Raw genomic sequence first — 15863 nt, forward strand, 5'->3', positions numbered from 1 at the left:
CCAATTTCAAATTGCCCGCGTCAGATGATGCCCATCTCCCGCCCGACCTTGGCAAATACGTCGAGCGCGAACTGGAGTTCCTCGCGGCTGTGCGCCGCCGACACGATGGTGCGGACGCGCGCCTTGTCGCGGGCCACCGTGGGGAACGCGATGCCCATCGCGAACACGCCCTCGGCGAACAGGCGGTCGGAGAACTGCATCGCCTTCGCCCCCTCGCCCACCATGACCGGCGTGATCGGGCTCTCGCTGATGCCGGTGTCGAAACCGAGCTGCTTCAGGCCGGCCTTGAAGAACCGGGTGTTCTCCCACAGGCGGTCGATGAGCTGCGGCTCCTCGAGGAGCAGGTCGAGGGCGGCGAGGCACGACGCCGTGACCGACGGCGGATGCGACGTGGAGAAGAGGAAGGGCCGGGCGCGGTGGTACAGGAACTCGATCAGGTTGCGGTTGCCGGCGACGTAGCCGCCGAGCGACCCGATGGCCTTCGAGAGCGTGCCGACCTGGATGTCCACCCGCCCGTGCATCCCGAAATGGTCGACGGTGCCGCGGCCGTTGCGACCGAACACCCCGCTGGCATGCGCATCGTCGACCATCATGATCGCGCCGTAGGCCTCGGCCGCGTCGCAGAGGGCGGGCAACGGCCCGAGGTCGCCGTCCATGCTGAAGACGCCATCGGTAATCAGCAGCTTGCGCTGCGTCGGCGGCAGTTCGCTGAGGATCCGGCGGGCGGCGTCGGCGTCGCCGTGCGGGAACACCTTGATCGTCGCGCGGCTGAGGCGGGCGCCGTCGATGATGCTCGCGTGGTTCAGCTCGTCGGAGATGATCGCGTCCTCGCGCGTGAGGATCGAGGCCACCGTGCCTGCGTTCGACGTGAAACCGCTCTGGAAGACGACGACGGCCTCGGTCTGCTTGAACTCGGCGAGCCGACGCTCGAGCTCGAGGTGCATGGCCATCGTGCCGGAGATGCTGCGCACCGCGCCGGACCCGACGCCGAACTGCTCGATCGCCTCGATGGCCTTCTGGCGCAGCTTCGGGTGCGTCGTGAGCCCCAGGTAATTGTTCGACGACAGGTTCACGACGGACTTGCCGTCGTAGACCGACGTGGCCTTCGCCTCGCCCTCGAGCACGCGCAGGGTGCGGTAGAGGCCCTGCGCCTTGAGGTCCTCGAGTTGGTCGCCGAGATACGCGAGCGGGTCGGTACGCATGTCGAGGGTCACTATAGCAAGGGGGGGATCGGGCACCGGGCACCGGGCACCGGGCACCGGGCAGGGGGCAGCGGGTACCGGGCGGCCGGGCACCGGGTATCGGGCGGCGGGCAGCGGGTGACGGGTGCCGGGCAGCGGGCGCGAGCGCGCGGGGCCCGGCACGACCGGGGCGGCCTTGGCCACGGCGGAATCGCGTGACGCCCCGTCGCCCTTGAGCCTCGAGCCCTGAGCCCCTTCTAAATCGTGTGCAGCACCCAGATCCAGGGAATCAGCGCGGCGCAGACATAGAACAGGGTCAGGGCGGCGACGATGCGGTGGACGTGGGTGAGGTGCAGGACCATGCCGCAGCCGGCGGCGCCGAGCTTGGCGGCGGCCAGCGCCGGACCAGCCCCGATCGACCACATGAGCGAGGCCAGCAGGGGGTTGCCCTCGAGGTCGTGTCCGTGCGTGACGACGCCGTAGTAGGTCAGGCCGGCGTCGAGGGCCTGCGCCAGGAAGAACGCCAGGATGGCGATCTCGCCTCGACTGAGGTCACGGTGCAGGAACTTGCGGACCAGGGTCATGAGAGTGACGGCGCCCGGGGACGGTCGTCACGATTTCAAGTCTGGTGCCGCTGCGAAATGCGCGGGATCCGGGCCAAACGCGCGGTTGCGCGTGGTCCCGCTGCGTCTTTAGTCTCTCCGAAGGCTGCCTTTTGTTGGCACCACCGAGCACTCTCCGAGGCGACTTCCCGGCGCCTCGGGGCCGAGAGACGCCGGCTGCCCGCTCGTCAGCCCTTCCGGCGGATCACGGTCAGGAAGTTCGACGAGGCCTCGCGGAGGGCCTCGGACTGCCGCGAGAGGTCGAGCGCCGCGTTCTGCATGTCGGAGGCGGCCACGGTGGTCTGGCTGGCGGCCTCGCTCACGTCCACCATGCTGGCCGACACCCGCTCGGCGGCGGTGGCGGCCTGCCCGACGCTGCGGCTGATCTCCTGGGTGGCGGCCCGCTGCTCGTCCACCGACACCGCGATCCCCGACATCAGGTCGTTGATCTGCTTGATGCTGTCGGAGATCGAGCTCATCGCGCGCACCGAGTCGCTGGCCGACCGCTGGATGTGGGCTACCTGCGTGTCGATCTGCTCGGTGGCCTCGCCGGTCTGGCGGGCCAGCGTCTTGACCTCGGAGGCCACCACCGCAAACCCCTTGCCCGCCTCGCCGGCGCGCGCCGCCTCGATGGTGGCGTTGAGCGCGAGCAGGTTGGTCTGGCGCGAGATCTGGGTGATCAGCTTCAGGACGTCGCCGATCTGCTTGGACGCGAGCTCGAGTTCCGCAACGGTAGCGCGCGTCTGGTCGGCGTGCTGCGAGGCGGTGCGGGCGAAGGCCGCCGACTCGTCCACCCGACGCTCGATCTCCGCAGCCGAGGCCGTGAGCTGCTCGGTCGCCGAGGCCACGGTCTGCACTCCCGCCGAGGTCTGCTGCGACTGGTCGGCCGCCGCCGCTGCGGCATTGGAGGTCGCCCCGGAGGCGCCAACCAGCGTATGCGCGGTGGCTTCCATCTCGGTGGCCGACGCGGCCACGGCCGCGGTGACCGCGCTGATGGCGGTTTCGAACTCGTCGGCGAGCTGCAGGCGGTTGCGCTCGGCGTCCTTGAGGGCCTTCGAGGTGGCCGCCATCTGGTCGGTCGCGGCGTTGATCAACCCGGCGCCGTGCTTGAACGACCCTCGCATGCCGCGCTGGATGACCCGGCGGTAGAACTTCCCCTCGGCCGCATGCTCGAGGGACGCGCCGGCCTCCCGGACGAACGCGTCGGTCATGTCGAGCAGGTGGTTGAGGCTGGCCATCATCCGGCCGAGGTCGCCCTGGCGCGGGTAGGACAGCACACGCTCCTCGAGATTGCCGGCGGCGGCCGCCTGGCACACGTCGGCGGCACGCGCCAGCCAGTGCTGCAGATCGACGACGTCCACGGCGGTATCGGTGTCACCGGTGGGATGAGTGGGGGCAGCCGGGATCTTCACGACGCAACTCCTAGGCGGCGAGTGTCCAGACGAACTCTTCGTAGGGCATGCCGGTGTCCTGCAGGGTCCTCTGCAGCAAGGCGGTGCCGGCCTCGAGCTGCTGGCGCTTGTCGGCGTACTTCCGCTCCTCGGCGAGGAGCGCGGCGTAGATCTGCTTGATCCTGGAGACCGCACCGGGCTCTGGCACGCGTCGGTTCGAGTGGTAGCCGATGGGGCGGCCGTCGGGCCCGAAGGTCGGCGTGACGTGGGCGAGGACCCAGTAGTGGTCGCCGTTGCGGGCCATGTTGACCACGTAGGCGAAGATTTCCTTCTCGGCGCCCAGCGTGTCCCACATGAACTTGAAGACCGACCGCGGCATGTCGGGGTGCCGGATCAGGCTGTGCGGCTGGCCGATCACCTCGTGTTCCTCGTAACTGGCGATCGTCAGGAACACGTCGTTGGCGTAGGTGATCTTCCCCGTCAGGTCCGTCTTGGAGACGATCACATCGTCGTCGGCGAAGAAGCGCTCGTGCCCCGTGGGGGTCGGTCGGGTGAATGCCATCGATAGGTCCTCGGCTACGACACTGTCATCGGCGCCTCGCCCACCGGAGAGAGTCAGAAGAGGCCTGAAGATGCCGTAGGTGTCCTCCGACACCAGATATGGCTGCCGGGCGACGCCCCCGCACGAGGGAGGGGAATCAGGAGATCCGGCCAGGTGGGGTCGCCGGCGATCGACGCGTCTTCGCAGGCCCGCGCAGCCACGCTTCGATCTCGTCGAGCCGCCGCGACAGCGCGTGTTGCGGCTCCAGCTCGCGCCCGGGCCGGTGCGCCGGGCTCAGGGCCGGCTCGCAGGCGATCACCAGGTCGAACGCGCCCTCGCGGACGTCGTCGTGCCTCGAGTCGTCGTGGCCCGGGTCGCAGAGGGTGAGCAGCGTCGGAATGCGCCCCAGCGCCGCTCGCAGCGCCGGCGTCCGGACCAGGTCGAGCCGCGGTGCCGCGCACCCCGGCTCGAGCGAGACGAGCCCGTCGAGCCCGTCGGCCACGGCTTCGAGCTCCTCCTGCCGCTGCACCAGCACGGCCGTGAACTTCTGCCGAAGGCCCTCGACCACACAGGCGGAGCGCGACGAGCCGCATCGCCGCGCGAGGTGGCGCGGCCAGTCGACGACCAGGCCGACCCGCAGGTCGCGAGCCGGACGGATCGCCGGCAGCGCGACGCGCCGCAACACGCCGATCCACGAATGACGCAGGTGCAGCACCTCTCCGTCGATCCCCTGCTCGGCGACGAAGTCCTCGACGCCCGACATCGCATCGTCGATCCAGTCGAAGCGCCCGCGCAGTTCAGGACAGAAGTCATGCCACGCGATCAGCCCGCCGGGGGCCAGCCGACTGTAGGCGAGCCGCGAGTCGCTGTGGACCGCGGCGCGATCGTGGCAGCCGTCGATGAAGGCCAGCGCGAGGTGATCGACGGTCCAGTCCGGATTCCAGCGCAGCGTGTCGGCATGGACCTGGACGATGTTGTCGAGGCCGCGGGCGCGGTAGAACGCGCCGATCGCCTCGCGCTCGAGCAGATGCGTGACGTGGCGCTGCGCCGGGTCGGCCTGCTCCGGCAGGATGTTGACGGTGACCACCGACTGCCCGTGCGGGACGTTGCGGGCGAGGTTCGACGTGCTGCGCCCCTCGGACGTCCCGATCTCGAGCACCCGGCCGTCGCTGTTGGCGGCCAGGGTGGCCAGCACCAGCGCGTCGCGCCGCTTGCGGTCGTGGGCGTCGGTGTCGTGACGTTCGACGTAATCGAGATCGTCGGGCGGACGGCCGACGCGCGACAGGCCGAGCGCCTGCATCAGTTGCTCGATCGTCTCGACCGTCCGAACGCGCACGCTATCCGAGAACCTTCCGGGCAACGACCACGGCCTCGGGTGAATAGTACCGGCTCGAACGTCCAAGACGACGCGCGGCACGTTCGACAAGCCTGATCAGCGGAAAGACGGGCGCCGAGCCACGCCTGATGCCGTCGCTCTCCGGGGTGAACCACACGAGCGCGCCGCTGAAATACTCGGCCTGGACGACGCGGCTGCCCGGACATCGTTGGACGGCGGCCCTCAGCGACTGCAGGTTCATGACGTCGAGGTTGTGCGCCTCCGTGATGAGGCGCATCTTCTCCGGCGTGTAACACACCCTCCTGACCAGGACCTGCCACGGACTCCACGTCGGCAGGGTCAGGATCAGCAGCCCTCCAGGCCGGACGAGGTCCCAGTGCTTCCGCACGACCTGATCGAAGTCGAGGAAATGCTCCACGAAGCCACACGAATAGACGACGTCGAATGATGGCGAGGACGTCCAGGCCATGAAGTCGGCGTGCCAGAAATCGGCGGTGACCCCCTGTTGCTCGAATGCGGTCCGGACCTGATCGATGCGATCGGAGAAGTCGACGCCCGCGCACGAGTAGCCGAATCGCGTTGCGAAGAAGAGCAGCGTGTGCCCCGGCACGACGCCGACCTCCAGGCACCGCACGTGCCCACCGGTCGGCAGGTGGCGCTGCACGATCTCGAGCCAGCGCGGGCAGATGCCTCCCTCGGGCAGGACCACGCGTCCTGCCTGCTGGCCCTGCCAGTAGTCTGGAGTTGTCAGCGGCCGGCTGGAAGCCGTTCGGGCCATGCGTCTCCGACTGCGAGGTGCTGAGGGGAGGACACCGGACGCGTCGCGACGCAGTGCATCGCTTCCGGCGTCACGCGTTCAGGGTCAGATCCCGTGGTCCACGGCATAGCGCACCAGGTCGGCGGTGGTGCGAAGGTTCAGCTTGCGCAGGAGGCGGGCCCGGTAGGTGCTGACGGTCTTGACGCTGAGGGCGAGTTCGTCGGCAGCCTGCGTCACGGTGTAGCCGCCGGCCAGCAGGCGGAACACGGCCATCTCGCGATCGGAGAGCTGCTCGTGCGGGTTGGGCGTCATGGCGCCGCCGACCAGCGCGGCCAGGCGCTCGGCGAGCGCGTTGGTGACGTAGCGGCGACCTGCCACCACCGTCCGCACGGCGAGCACGAGTTCGCCGGCCGCGCTTTCCTTGGTGAGGTAGCCGTGGGCGCCGGCCTTCAGCGCCCGCATCGCGAAGACGTCCTCGCCGTACATGCTCAGGATCAGCACAGGAAGCGTCGGGCGCACGCGCTTGAGCTCGCGGAGCACGTCGAGTCCACCGCGCCCGGGCATGGCGAGATCGAGCACGGCGACGTCGACGTCGGGTCGTTGCCCGGCGTCGAGGGCCTGCGCCGAGTCGCCGGCCTCGGCCACCACCTGCATGTCGGCCTCGCGCGACAGGATCTGGACCAGTCCGTGCCTGACGATCGGGTGGTCGTCGGCGATGAGCAGGCGGATCACCGGACCTCCCGGCGGGCGACCGGCCACGGCACGCGCGCCACCAGGCGCGCGCCCTTGACCGCCGGACGATCCGACAGCGTCACCGTGCCGCCGAAATCGGCGAGGCGCTCCCGCATGCCGAGCAGCCCCAGCCCCCGGCGCGCCGGCGCCACCACTCCGCGCCCATCGTCTTCGACCACCAGTTCCAGTCCCCCGTCCGCCAGATGGAGCGTCACGATCGCCGTGCGGGCCTCGGCATGCCGCACGACGTTGGTCAGCGATTCCTGAAGGACCCGGAAGAGCGGCAGCTCGACCTCCTTGGGCACCTGCAGGGTGGTGTCGACGTCCACGTGGCAGACCAGGCCCGCGCGCCCCCCGAAGTCCTGCGCCTGCCACTCGACGGCAGCGGCCAGGCCGAGGTGGTCGAGCACCGCCGGGTGCAGTTCCGACGCCAGGCGTCGCGTAACGCGAATGGCATCCTGCACGACCGACGAGAGCGCCTGGCACTCCTTGCGCGCCAGCGCCAGCGCCGTCGGCCCGGGCCGGTCGAGATCCTGGTACAGCCGATCGAGTCCGAGGCTCAGCGCGGTGAGCGACTGCCCCAGGCGGTCGTGCACCTCGCGGGCGATATGCGCGCGTTCGGTCTCGCGCGTGTCGTGGAGCTTGGCCGACAGCGCCCGCAGATCGGCCCGCGACTGCTCGAGGTCGCGCGTGTACTCGGCCAGCAGCTCCTCGTGCCGCACCCGCTCGGAGACGTCGCGCAGGATGACGGAGAGCGTGCGTCCCTCGGCCGTCGCGACGCGCGAGATCGACGCCTCGATCGGGAACTCGCTGCCGTCGGCGCGCAGCGCGGTCAGCGGGTGCAGCGCGCCCATCGCCCGGCGGGTCACGCTGGTGTCGGCGAACCTGCGCACGTGATGGCTGTGGCCCTGGCGGAAGCGCTCGGGCAGGAACCTATCGAGCGGCGCGCCGAGCGCCTCGCTTGCCGGCACGCCGAACATCCGCTCGGCCGCCGGGTTGAACAGCACGACGCGCTGGTCATCGTCGACCGAGATGATCGCGTCCATGGCGGACTCGACGATCGCGGCGACATGTGTGGCGTCGGGCCGGAAGGCACGGCCCTGCGCGTCTGGCATGTGCGGGAGCATAAACGGCCGGTCGCCCGGGCTCAAGGATGAAGACGCCAGATCCGGGTCGCGCCGACCGTGGACACCGGCGTCGCGCCGGCGCTGGCCAGCCAGCGCGTCAGCGCCTCGGCGGTCGCCGGCGACGGCCAGGCGCCGCCGTGCACGGCGACATGGGTCGTGCCGCGGGCCCGCAGCGCCTCGAGGACGTCGCGGCCTTCCGTGGCCGCGGCGTCGGGGCGCGCGACCAGGTGGTCGGGGAACGGCCCGAGTTGCTGGTCGAGCGCCAGGAACCCCGGCGGCACGTCGCCGCTGTAGCCGTTGACCCGGGCCCGCCAGTGGCCGATCGAGAGGTACTGCCACCAGACCTCGTAGGGCAGCGAGCCGAACGGCAGGTCGACGATCACCGCGTCGGGCGGCAGTGCCGCGAATGCCTGCGCGAGCGGGTGGTCGGCAGGGCGAGGCGGCACCGGCTCGACCAACGGCTGCAGCGGCGCCGGGTCGATGCGCAGGTTCACTGGCACCGGCGCGGGCCAGCTCTCGGCGACGAACGCCGCGGCCAGCACGCCGGCGACGACCGCGCCGCCGCGCCGCCGCGCGAGCTCGGCAACGGCGAGCCCGCCGAGCACCGCGAGCGCCAGGGCGGTGACCATCGCGATCCGCGGCGGCACGCGTAGCCCGTCGGCGCCCGGGACGATGGCGTAGACGCCGGCGTAGAGCGACGGCCAGGTGCGCGCCGTGCGCCCGCCGATGTGCACGATGGGTCCCAGCGACAGCCACACCGTGAGCACCGCGAGCACGAGCCAGAGCACGACGGGCCGTTGCGGCTCGTCGCGCAGCTGAGCGCGGGCACGCGGCGCGATCAGGAGCCACACGCCGAGCGACACCGCGAAGCCGACGAGCAGCCGCGCGCCGTCGGTGATGCTGACCGTGACTGGGCCGAGACGGAAGCGCTGCTCGCCGGCGAAGAGCGCCAGCAGGATCGCGACGACGTGGGCCAGCGTCGCGATGCCGGCGACCCACGCAAGGGCGTTCCTGCCCCGGGTTCCGTTCGTGATGCCGTCGTGTCGTCCAAGGGCGACGCCTACCTTCGACGTGGTCGACGCCGTCGCCGCGGAGTTCGTCGCCGTCGCCCTTGGGTTCGTCGCCGTCGCCCTTGGGTTCGTCGCCGTCGCCCTTGGGTTCGTAGCCGTCGCCCTTGGGCGACGGTCAGTGATCGTCCTGGCTCTCTCCACGGCGATCAGCACCTGCCCGATCAGCGCGAGGACGATCGGCACGAGCCCCGGGAACAGGTCGCCCTCGGGTCGCACGAGCGTCTGCAGGTGCGTGCTCCACAACCGCAGCTGGTCGTTGGCGGTCAGCCACGCGTAGCTGTCGGCGCTGTACTGCACCACGGCGGCGAGCGGGCGGGGCGGCTGCCCGAGGCGTCGCAACTGCAGGTATGGATACAGGAACGGCGCCGTCAGCCCGACGCCGACCGCGGCGGTCACGAGGGGACCGAGCCAGGCGCGCCAATCGCCGAGGCGCCGGCGCAGCAGCACCTGCGCGACCACGTAGATCGGCAACCACAGCGCGGCGTACACGAGGAAGTAGCCGTTCGACAGGTTCTGGGCGGCCAGCGCCAGCCCCGCGAGGATGGCGGCCCTCATCCGTCCGCGCTCCCACCACTCGTGCAGGCCCCAGAGCACGAACGGGAACCACTGCGACGAGAGCACCTGCAGGTGCGGTCCCTGGTTGACGCGGTACAACGCGAACCCGTACAGCAGGCCAGCGACGACGCCCGCCAGTTGGCTGCGGGTGAGGCTGCGCACCAGCAGGTACGCGCCGAGCGCCGCCAGCACGAACGACGACAGGAAGAGCAGGTCGTAGGTCAGCAGGATGTTGCCGGTGACCGCGTACACCGGCGCCCCCATGACCGCCTGCGTGATCAACAGCTCCGACTGCCCGAGACCGTAGGGCGACGGATGAAAGATGTTGGGGTGCCACCAGTCGGCGAAGGCGCCGAGGTCGCCACGCAGGACGCGCCCGGCCTGGTGGAAGTGCCAGGCCAGAATCCAGCAGTTCAGGAGGGGGTCGCCCAGGTCCCAGGGCAGGTCGCGGCCCAGCCCGCGGGCAAGGGGCCACGTCCAGGCGACGGCCAGCAGGGTGTACGCGGCAGCCACCCACCACGCGCCCGCTCTCCACGGCTGGCTGTCCTCGTCGTGCTGCCGTTGCGTCGACGCCACCCGGGCGAGCGGGTCAGAGGACCCGCTCGGGGAGCCGGCGTCAGCCACGTCCTGCCAGGAAGTCGCTCGTGTACGCGGCGATGCGGTCGTAGATCCCGTGCAGGTCGGCCGGTGGCGCGAGGAACACGACGCGGAAGGCGCCCATCGCCGGATCGGTGCCGAAGCCCGAGCCGAACACGGTGAGCACGCCGGTCGCCCGCAACAGGCCGAGCACGTAGTCGACGTCGGTCTTGCCGGGCGGCAGCGCCACCTGCGGCATGGCGTAGAACGCGCCGGTGGGCCGCACGCAGGTGATGCCGTCGATGGCGTTCAGGCGATCGGTGGTGATGTCGGCGCGCTCGCGCAGTTGCGCGCGCAGCGTGTCCTGGAAGCTGCGGTCGCCGCGCAGCGCGGCGGTGATCCCGTACTGCATCGGCCCGGGACTGCACAGCCGCCCGTCGGCGAGCTTGCGGAGGCCGGCGAGCAGCCCGTCGAGGCGCGGCGTGCGACCGACGGCCATCCAGCCGGCGCGCCAGCCGGGCGCCAGGTAGGCCTTCGAGAGCGACGAGTACGAGATGATCGCCGCGTCCGGATCGATCAGGCCGAGCGGCGTGACCGGGCCGTCGTAGGCCAGGTCGGCGTAGACCTCGTCGGCGATGAGCAGCAGGCCGTGCTTCTCGGCGAACTCGACCAGCGCGCGCCGCACGTCGGGTGGATAGACCGCGCCGGTCGGGTTGTTGGGATCGATGACCACCAGCGCCCGCGTCCGTGGGGTGACCAGGGTGGCGAGGTGGTCGAGGTCGGGCAGCCACCCGCGCGCGGGGTCGGTGCGGTAGTAGGACTCGACGGCCCCCAGCTTGGCGATCACCGCCGTGTAGAGCGGGTAGGTCGGCGTCGGCACCAGCACCTCGTCGCCGGCGTTCAGGAGCGCGGTCAGGGTCAGCTCGATGCCCTCGGAGGTGCCCGAGGTGAGCAACACCCGATCGGGGTCGACGGGCAGGCCGCGCTCGCGGAAGTCGTCGGCCACCGCCTCGCGCGCGTGAAGGATCCCCGGGGACGGCGTGTAGCCGTTGTGCCCGTCGCGCATCGCCTGGGCGACCGCCTCGACCAGGTGGGGCGGGGTGACGAACCCGAAGGGAATCGGGTCGCCGATATTGAGGTAGGCGACCTTCCGGCCGGCAGCCTCCACCTTCTTTGCCTCGACCACGATGTTCCGGATCGCGTAGCTGAAGCCGTTGACACGGTCGGCCACGGGCAAGGGAGTGCTGGTCAGCGCCATGGCCGGATTGTAGCCCTACAGGTTGGTCCTCGGCTCTCCGACAGAGCTTCCAACAGCGGTGGCGCGGGTTTCGGTTTCCACCAGAGGGAGGGCGGGGTGCCCCGGACGCCCTGGGTACGTCAACGGCACGCACGGCGGGGCCGCCTACCCCTGTGGAGCGTAGGAATTACACACCGCTGGTTCGTTCTTACACGAACTCGCTCGGCATTGGTGTCGAACTGCCCTCGAAATGGGGCGGATCGACGACGTCCGGGCTGGCAAGCATCTTGATGAAGGAGAGGTCGTCATGCGGAGCCTGTGGCAGGCGATGGTCGGGGGACTCGGGGGAGCGGCACTGCTGCTCACGACGGTCCACGGCCAGCAAGCGGCGCCGGGACAGGCCCCGGTGGCGACGTTCCGCAGCGGCGTGAGCCTGGTGTCGGTCAACGCGGTCGTCAAGGATCGCCGCGGTCGCCCGGTGCGCAACCTCACCCGCGACGATTTCACGGTCTTCGAGAACGGCGCGGCCCGCCCGATCGTCGACTTCGGGTTCTCCGACGAGGGGCCGGTGTCGTTCGGCGTGCTGGTGGACCAGAGCGGCAGCATGACGCTGTCGAACAACCTCGACGCGGCGCGCGAGGTGATCCGGCACCTGCTGGCGTGGTTCGACGCGGGCAAGGACGAAGTGGCGCTGTTTGCCTTCGACCAGCGCCTGCGGGAGGTGCAGCCCTTCACCTCCGATGCCAGCGCCGTGACCGACGCGCTCCCGAAGCTCTCGGCCTACGGCACCACGGCCCTGTACGACGCGATTGCCAGCACCGCGGAGCGCCTGGAGAAGCGGCCGACGCCGCGCCGGGCGCTGGTGGTGGTCACCGACGGCCTCGACACCGTCAGCACCAAGACGGTGCAGGACGTGTCGGGCATCGCCAGCGCCATCGACGTGCCCGTGTACGTCGTGGTGGTGATGTCGCCGTCGAATCATCCGGATCGTGGCGGATCGCCGCTGCGAGCGGACGGCGAGCCGATCACGACGCGGCTCGCCAACCTCGCCTACTGGACCGGCGGGGACATGTTGATCGCATCGACCCCCGCGGAGACGAGCCAGATCGCTCGTCGGCTCGTGGTCGACCTCCGGCACCAGTACCAACTGGCGTTCGAGTCGTCCGCGAAGGCGGGGTGGCACCAGGTGGCCGTGCGCACCCGCAATCCCGACCTGCAGGTCCGGGCGCGCTCCGGGTACATCGCGCAGCCGTCATCGGACGGCAACTGAAAGTACGTATTTACATAATCTGGAGGAGAACGACCATGTTGCAGCGAGCCTTCATTGCCCTCACCGTGAGCGCCCTGGCCATCACCGGCACGACGGCGTGCGCCACCAAGAAGTTCGTCAACACCCGCGTGGGCGAGGTCGACGGCAAGGTCTCCACCCTGTCGGGCGACCTGGAGAAGACGCAGCAGCGGGTCAACGACGTCGACGCCAAGGCCGGCGCCGCCGGTGACGCGGCCCGCGCCGCCGACGCCCGCGCCGCCGCCGCAGGCGAGGCAGCCGGCGCGGCCCGCTCGGCCGCCGAGGCCGCCGGGTCGCGCGCCGAGGCCCTCGACAAGGCCGGGCGCCGCCTGGTGTACGAGGTCGTGCTGAACGAGGCCAAGGGTGGCTTCAAGTTCGGCAAGACGGACCTTCCCGACGACGCCAAGGCGGCGCTGGACAAGGTGATCACCGACCTGCAGGCGGATCCGAAGGGCGTGTTCTTCGAGATCGAGGGCCACACCGACAACGTCGGCTCGCCCCGCTACAACGAGCAGCTCGGCATGAAGCGCGCCGAGGCGGTCAAGCGCTACCTGTACGAGACGCACCAGGTGCCGCTGCACAAGATCAACGTGATCTCGTACGGCGAGGAGAAGCCGGTCTCCGACAACAAGACCAAGGAAGGCCGCGCCGAGAACCGCCGCATCGTCGTCCGCATGTTGTCGTAGGCGACACGAAGGTAGGGCGGGGTGTCCCCACCCCGCCGTGAGCACCAACGGCGCGGTCGGAGACCGCGCCCTACCCTCCTCCCGGCTGTTAAGCACGTAAAATCTCGCCCGTCCGTCGCCGCCGCAGCGCCTGCGGGTGCTAGATTTCCCTCATGCGCTCCGGATTGCGATCGTGGGGGCCGCTCGCGCTCGCGGGCGTGCTGGCGGCCCTGCTGCTGGCACTGGCCTCGCTGCAATGGCGATGGCTCGGGCAGATCAGCACCGACGAGCGCGAGCGCATGCGCACCAGCCTGCGCACGCAGGTGGCGCAGTTCACGCAGGAGTTCGATCGCGAGCTCACGCGGGCCTACTTCTGGCTGCAGGCGGACCGGTCGCCGGCCCCCACCCCGGCCGCCATCGACTCGGTCGGCCACTTCCAGCGCTGGTTCGGCACCGCGCCCCACCCCGGACTGGTCCGCGAGATCTTCGTCGTGTCGCTGCCCCACCAGGGGGAGTCGGCCGGACGCCTCGCGGTGTCGCGCTACGACCGCAACCGCGAGGGCCTGATCGCCCTCTCCGGCATTCCCGCCGACGTCGCGCCAATCGTCGAGCGGCTGCGCAAGCAACCCGAGACGACGCCCGAGCGAGGCGGCGGCCCGTTCCCGGCGCCGGTCGCGGCCGAAGGACCGGCGCTGGTGATTCCACGCCCGCCGGTGCCGGTCGTCAACGCAGGCGGCACGATCGTGTTCTCGCGCGAGGAGCGCCCGTGGGACTACACGGTGGTGCTGCTCGACACCGAGTACATGCGCAAGACGTTCATCCCCGAGCTGCTGACGCGCCACTTCGGCGAGGCGCGGGCCTCGGCCTATCGGGTGTCGATCGTCGACCGCGCCAGCAACGGCGAGGTGTTCTGCTCGGACCCGGTGGCGGCGCGTTGCCGCATCGCGACGCCCGATGTCTCCGAGGGGCTGTTCGACGTGCGCATGCGCGAGTTCAACCGCTTCGTGGTCGTCGACGACCGCCGGGCACAACAGGCGCGCGGCGGACAGTCCGGCGCGGCGGCGGCGCAGGCGACGGCGCCGGCCCGGCCGCCCGTCGCCCCCGGCACGCCCGACGGGCCGCGCGTTGCCGTCAGCGTGATGCGAACCGACGGGCCATCGTCGCGCGTCGAGCGCCAGCCGCTCTGGCGCGCCGACTTCGCCCACCAGGCCGGGTCACTCGAGGCCGTCGTGGCCTCGACCCGACGCCGCAACCTGTTCGTGAGCTCGAGCGTGCTGGCGCTCCTCGGCGCCAGCATCGGCATGCTGCTCATCTCGAGCGCGCGGGCGCGCAAGCTGGCGGCGCAACAGATGGAGTTCGTGGCCGGCGTGTCGCACGAGCTGCGCACGCCGCTGGCGGTGATTCGATCGGCGGCCGAGAACCTCGCCGACGGCGTGGTCGGTGACAAGGAGCAGGTGCAGCGGTACGGCCAGCTGATCGCCAGCGAAGGGCGACGCCTCACCGAGATGGTGGAGCAGGTGATGGAGTTCGCGGGCTTCGACGCCGGACGGACCCTCGACGTGCAACCGGTGGCGGCGATCGAGGTGGCGCAGGCGGCCATCGAGGCCTCGGGACCGCTGCTCAGCGAAACCGACACGCACGTCGACATCGAGGCGCCCGACACGCCGCTGCTCGTGCGCGCCAATCAGGCGTCGCTGGCCCGCTCGGTGCAGAACCTGATCTCCAACGCGGTGAAGTACGGCGGCACCGACCGGTGGGTCGGCGTAAGAGTGTCGCCTGCCGACGGCCGCATGGTGGCCATCGCGGTCTCCGATCACGGCAGCGGGATCCCCGAGGCCGATCTGGCGAAGATCTTCGAGCCGTTCTACCGCGGACAGCGCGCCCTCGACGGGCACGTGCACGGCAGTGGGCTCGGCCTCAGCCTCGTGGACCGCATCGTCAGGCAGCACGGAGGCCGGGTGCAGGTACAGAGCAGCGCGAAGGGCACCACGTTCACGCTGCTGATTCCTGGCGCGCCCGAGGCCACCGCCCCGGCGGTCGTGGAAGGCGCCATGGCCCCGATCGATGCACGGCTGGCCGGGCGCGGCCAGGCCTCGTGAGCGAGACGTCGCGGATCCTGCTCGTCGAGGACGAGCCCGGCCTCCAGCTGACGCTGTCGGATCGCCTGCGCCGTGAGGGCTACCTCGTCGATTCGGCCGGGGATGGGCAGACCGGCTTCGACAAGGCCGCCACCGGCACGTTCGACCTGGTGCTGCTCGACGTGATGCTCCCGCGCAAGAACGGCTTCGACGTCCTGCGCGACCTCCGGCAGCGCGGGATCGAGACCCCGGTGATCATGCTCACAGCCCGCGGCCAGGTGGTGGACACCGTGGTGGGACTCAAGCTCGGCGCCGACGACTACCTGGCCAAGCCCTTCGAGATGATGGAGCTGCTCGCGCGCATCGAGGCGCGCCTGCGGCGCCGCGCGCTGCCGGTGGTCACCCCCGCGGCCCACGAGGGCTACCAGTTCGGCGAGATCCGGGTGGACTACCGCAGCGCCGAGGTGTTCCGCGGCGACGGGACGGTGGAACTGTCGGCGCGCGAGTACCAGTTGCTGCGGTATCTGATCGAGCACCGCAACGAGGTGATCTCGCGCGACCAGCTGCTCAACGAGGTGTGGGGCTACAACGCGATGCCCTCGACCCGGACGGTCGACGTCCACGTCGCGTGGCTGCGTCAGAAGATCGAGCCCAACCCGCGGCACCCGCAGTTCCTGCTGACGGTGCACGGGCTGGGCTACCGGTTCGTGGGGTAGAGCCTCCCACA

The 15863-nt window shown here is 70.6% G+C and carries 14 protein-coding genes; 4 read left to right on the forward strand and 10 right to left on the reverse strand.

Going from position 1 to position 15863, the window contains the following annotated elements:
- Positions 1 to 20: 20 nt before the first annotated feature.
- From TBR22_RS26080 to TBR22_RS26125, 10 genes are all read right to left on the reverse strand, one after another.
- Positions 21 to 1202, reverse strand: coding sequence for a glycine C-acetyltransferase (locus TBR22_RS26080; RefSeq protein WP_370651558.1), 1182 nt, complete (start codon positions 1200 to 1202; stop codon positions 21 to 23).
- A 236-nt stretch (positions 1203 to 1438) separates the two neighbouring features.
- The gene (locus TBR22_RS26085) at positions 1439 to 1765 is read right to left on the reverse strand and encodes a DUF5658 family protein (protein ID WP_239490779.1); all 327 of its coding nucleotides are present in this window, start codon (positions 1763 to 1765) and stop codon (positions 1439 to 1441) included.
- Between the two features lie 206 nt (positions 1766 to 1971).
- Positions 1972 to 3195, reverse strand: a complete 1224-nt coding sequence (locus tag TBR22_RS26090) for a methyl-accepting chemotaxis protein (RefSeq protein WP_239490780.1) — start codon at positions 3193 to 3195, stop codon at positions 1972 to 1974.
- Between the two features lie 10 nt (positions 3196 to 3205).
- Complete coding sequence (locus tag TBR22_RS26095) at positions 3206 to 3736, reverse strand: PAS domain-containing protein (protein WP_239490781.1); 531 nt, start codon at positions 3734 to 3736, stop codon at positions 3206 to 3208.
- Between the two features lie 136 nt (positions 3737 to 3872).
- Positions 3873 to 5051 (reverse strand): class I SAM-dependent methyltransferase, encoded by a 1179-nt coding sequence (locus tag TBR22_RS26100; RefSeq protein WP_239490782.1) that lies wholly within the window; start codon positions 5049 to 5051, stop codon positions 3873 to 3875.
- A 1-nt stretch (position 5052) separates the two neighbouring features.
- Positions 5053 to 5829 carry a bifunctional 2-polyprenyl-6-hydroxyphenol methylase/3-demethylubiquinol 3-O-methyltransferase UbiG gene (locus TBR22_RS26105; RefSeq protein WP_239490783.1) on the reverse strand — a complete coding sequence of 259 codons (777 nt, stop codon included), beginning with the start codon at positions 5827 to 5829 and terminating at the stop codon, positions 5053 to 5055.
- Positions 5830 to 5913: 84 nt separating this feature from the next.
- Complete coding sequence (locus TBR22_RS26110) at positions 5914 to 6540, reverse strand: response regulator transcription factor (RefSeq protein ID WP_239490784.1); 627 nt, start codon at positions 6538 to 6540, stop codon at positions 5914 to 5916.
- Positions 6537 to 7655, reverse strand: coding sequence for a PAS domain-containing sensor histidine kinase (locus TBR22_RS26115; protein ID WP_239490785.1), 1119 nt, complete (start codon positions 7653 to 7655; stop codon positions 6537 to 6539). The genes TBR22_RS26110 and TBR22_RS26115 overlap by 4 nt, the downstream gene beginning before the upstream one ends.
- 32 nt (positions 7656 to 7687) lie before the next feature.
- On the reverse strand, positions 7688 to 9868 hold the full coding sequence (locus TBR22_RS26120) for a 6-pyruvoyl-tetrahydropterin synthase-related protein (protein WP_239490786.1): 2181 nt from the start codon (positions 9866 to 9868) through the stop codon (positions 7688 to 7690).
- Positions 9869 to 9908: 40 nt separating this feature from the next.
- Positions 9909 to 11126 (reverse strand): pyridoxal phosphate-dependent aminotransferase, encoded by a 1218-nt coding sequence (locus TBR22_RS26125; protein ID WP_239490787.1) that lies wholly within the window; start codon positions 11124 to 11126, stop codon positions 9909 to 9911.
- 286 nt (positions 11127 to 11412) lie between these two features.
- Between TBR22_RS26125 and TBR22_RS26130 the strand changes: the two genes are divergently transcribed.
- The 4 genes from TBR22_RS26130 (at position 11413) to TBR22_RS26145 (ending at position 15852) form a co-directional block, all read left to right on the forward strand.
- On the forward strand, positions 11413 to 12375 hold the full coding sequence (locus TBR22_RS26130) for a VWA domain-containing protein (RefSeq protein WP_239490788.1): 963 nt from the start codon (positions 11413 to 11415) through the stop codon (positions 12373 to 12375).
- 35 nt (positions 12376 to 12410) lie between these two features.
- On the forward strand, positions 12411 to 13079 hold the full coding sequence (locus tag TBR22_RS26135) for an OmpA family protein (protein ID WP_239490789.1): 669 nt from the start codon (positions 12411 to 12413) through the stop codon (positions 13077 to 13079).
- A 152-nt stretch (positions 13080 to 13231) separates the two neighbouring features.
- Positions 13232 to 15157 carry a cell wall metabolism sensor histidine kinase WalK gene (locus TBR22_RS26140; RefSeq protein ID WP_239490790.1) on the forward strand — a complete coding sequence of 642 codons (1926 nt, stop codon included), beginning with the start codon at positions 13232 to 13234 and terminating at the stop codon, positions 15155 to 15157.
- Positions 15154 to 15852, forward strand: coding sequence for a response regulator transcription factor (locus TBR22_RS26145; RefSeq protein ID WP_239490791.1), 699 nt, complete (start codon positions 15154 to 15156; stop codon positions 15850 to 15852). Before TBR22_RS26140 ends, TBR22_RS26145 begins: the two co-directional genes overlap by 4 nt.
- Positions 15853 to 15863 lie beyond the last annotated feature (11 nt).

The organism is Luteitalea sp. TBR-22, from assembly GCF_016865485.1.
Taxonomy (GTDB): domain Bacteria; phylum Acidobacteriota; class Vicinamibacteria; order Vicinamibacterales; family Vicinamibacteraceae; genus Luteitalea.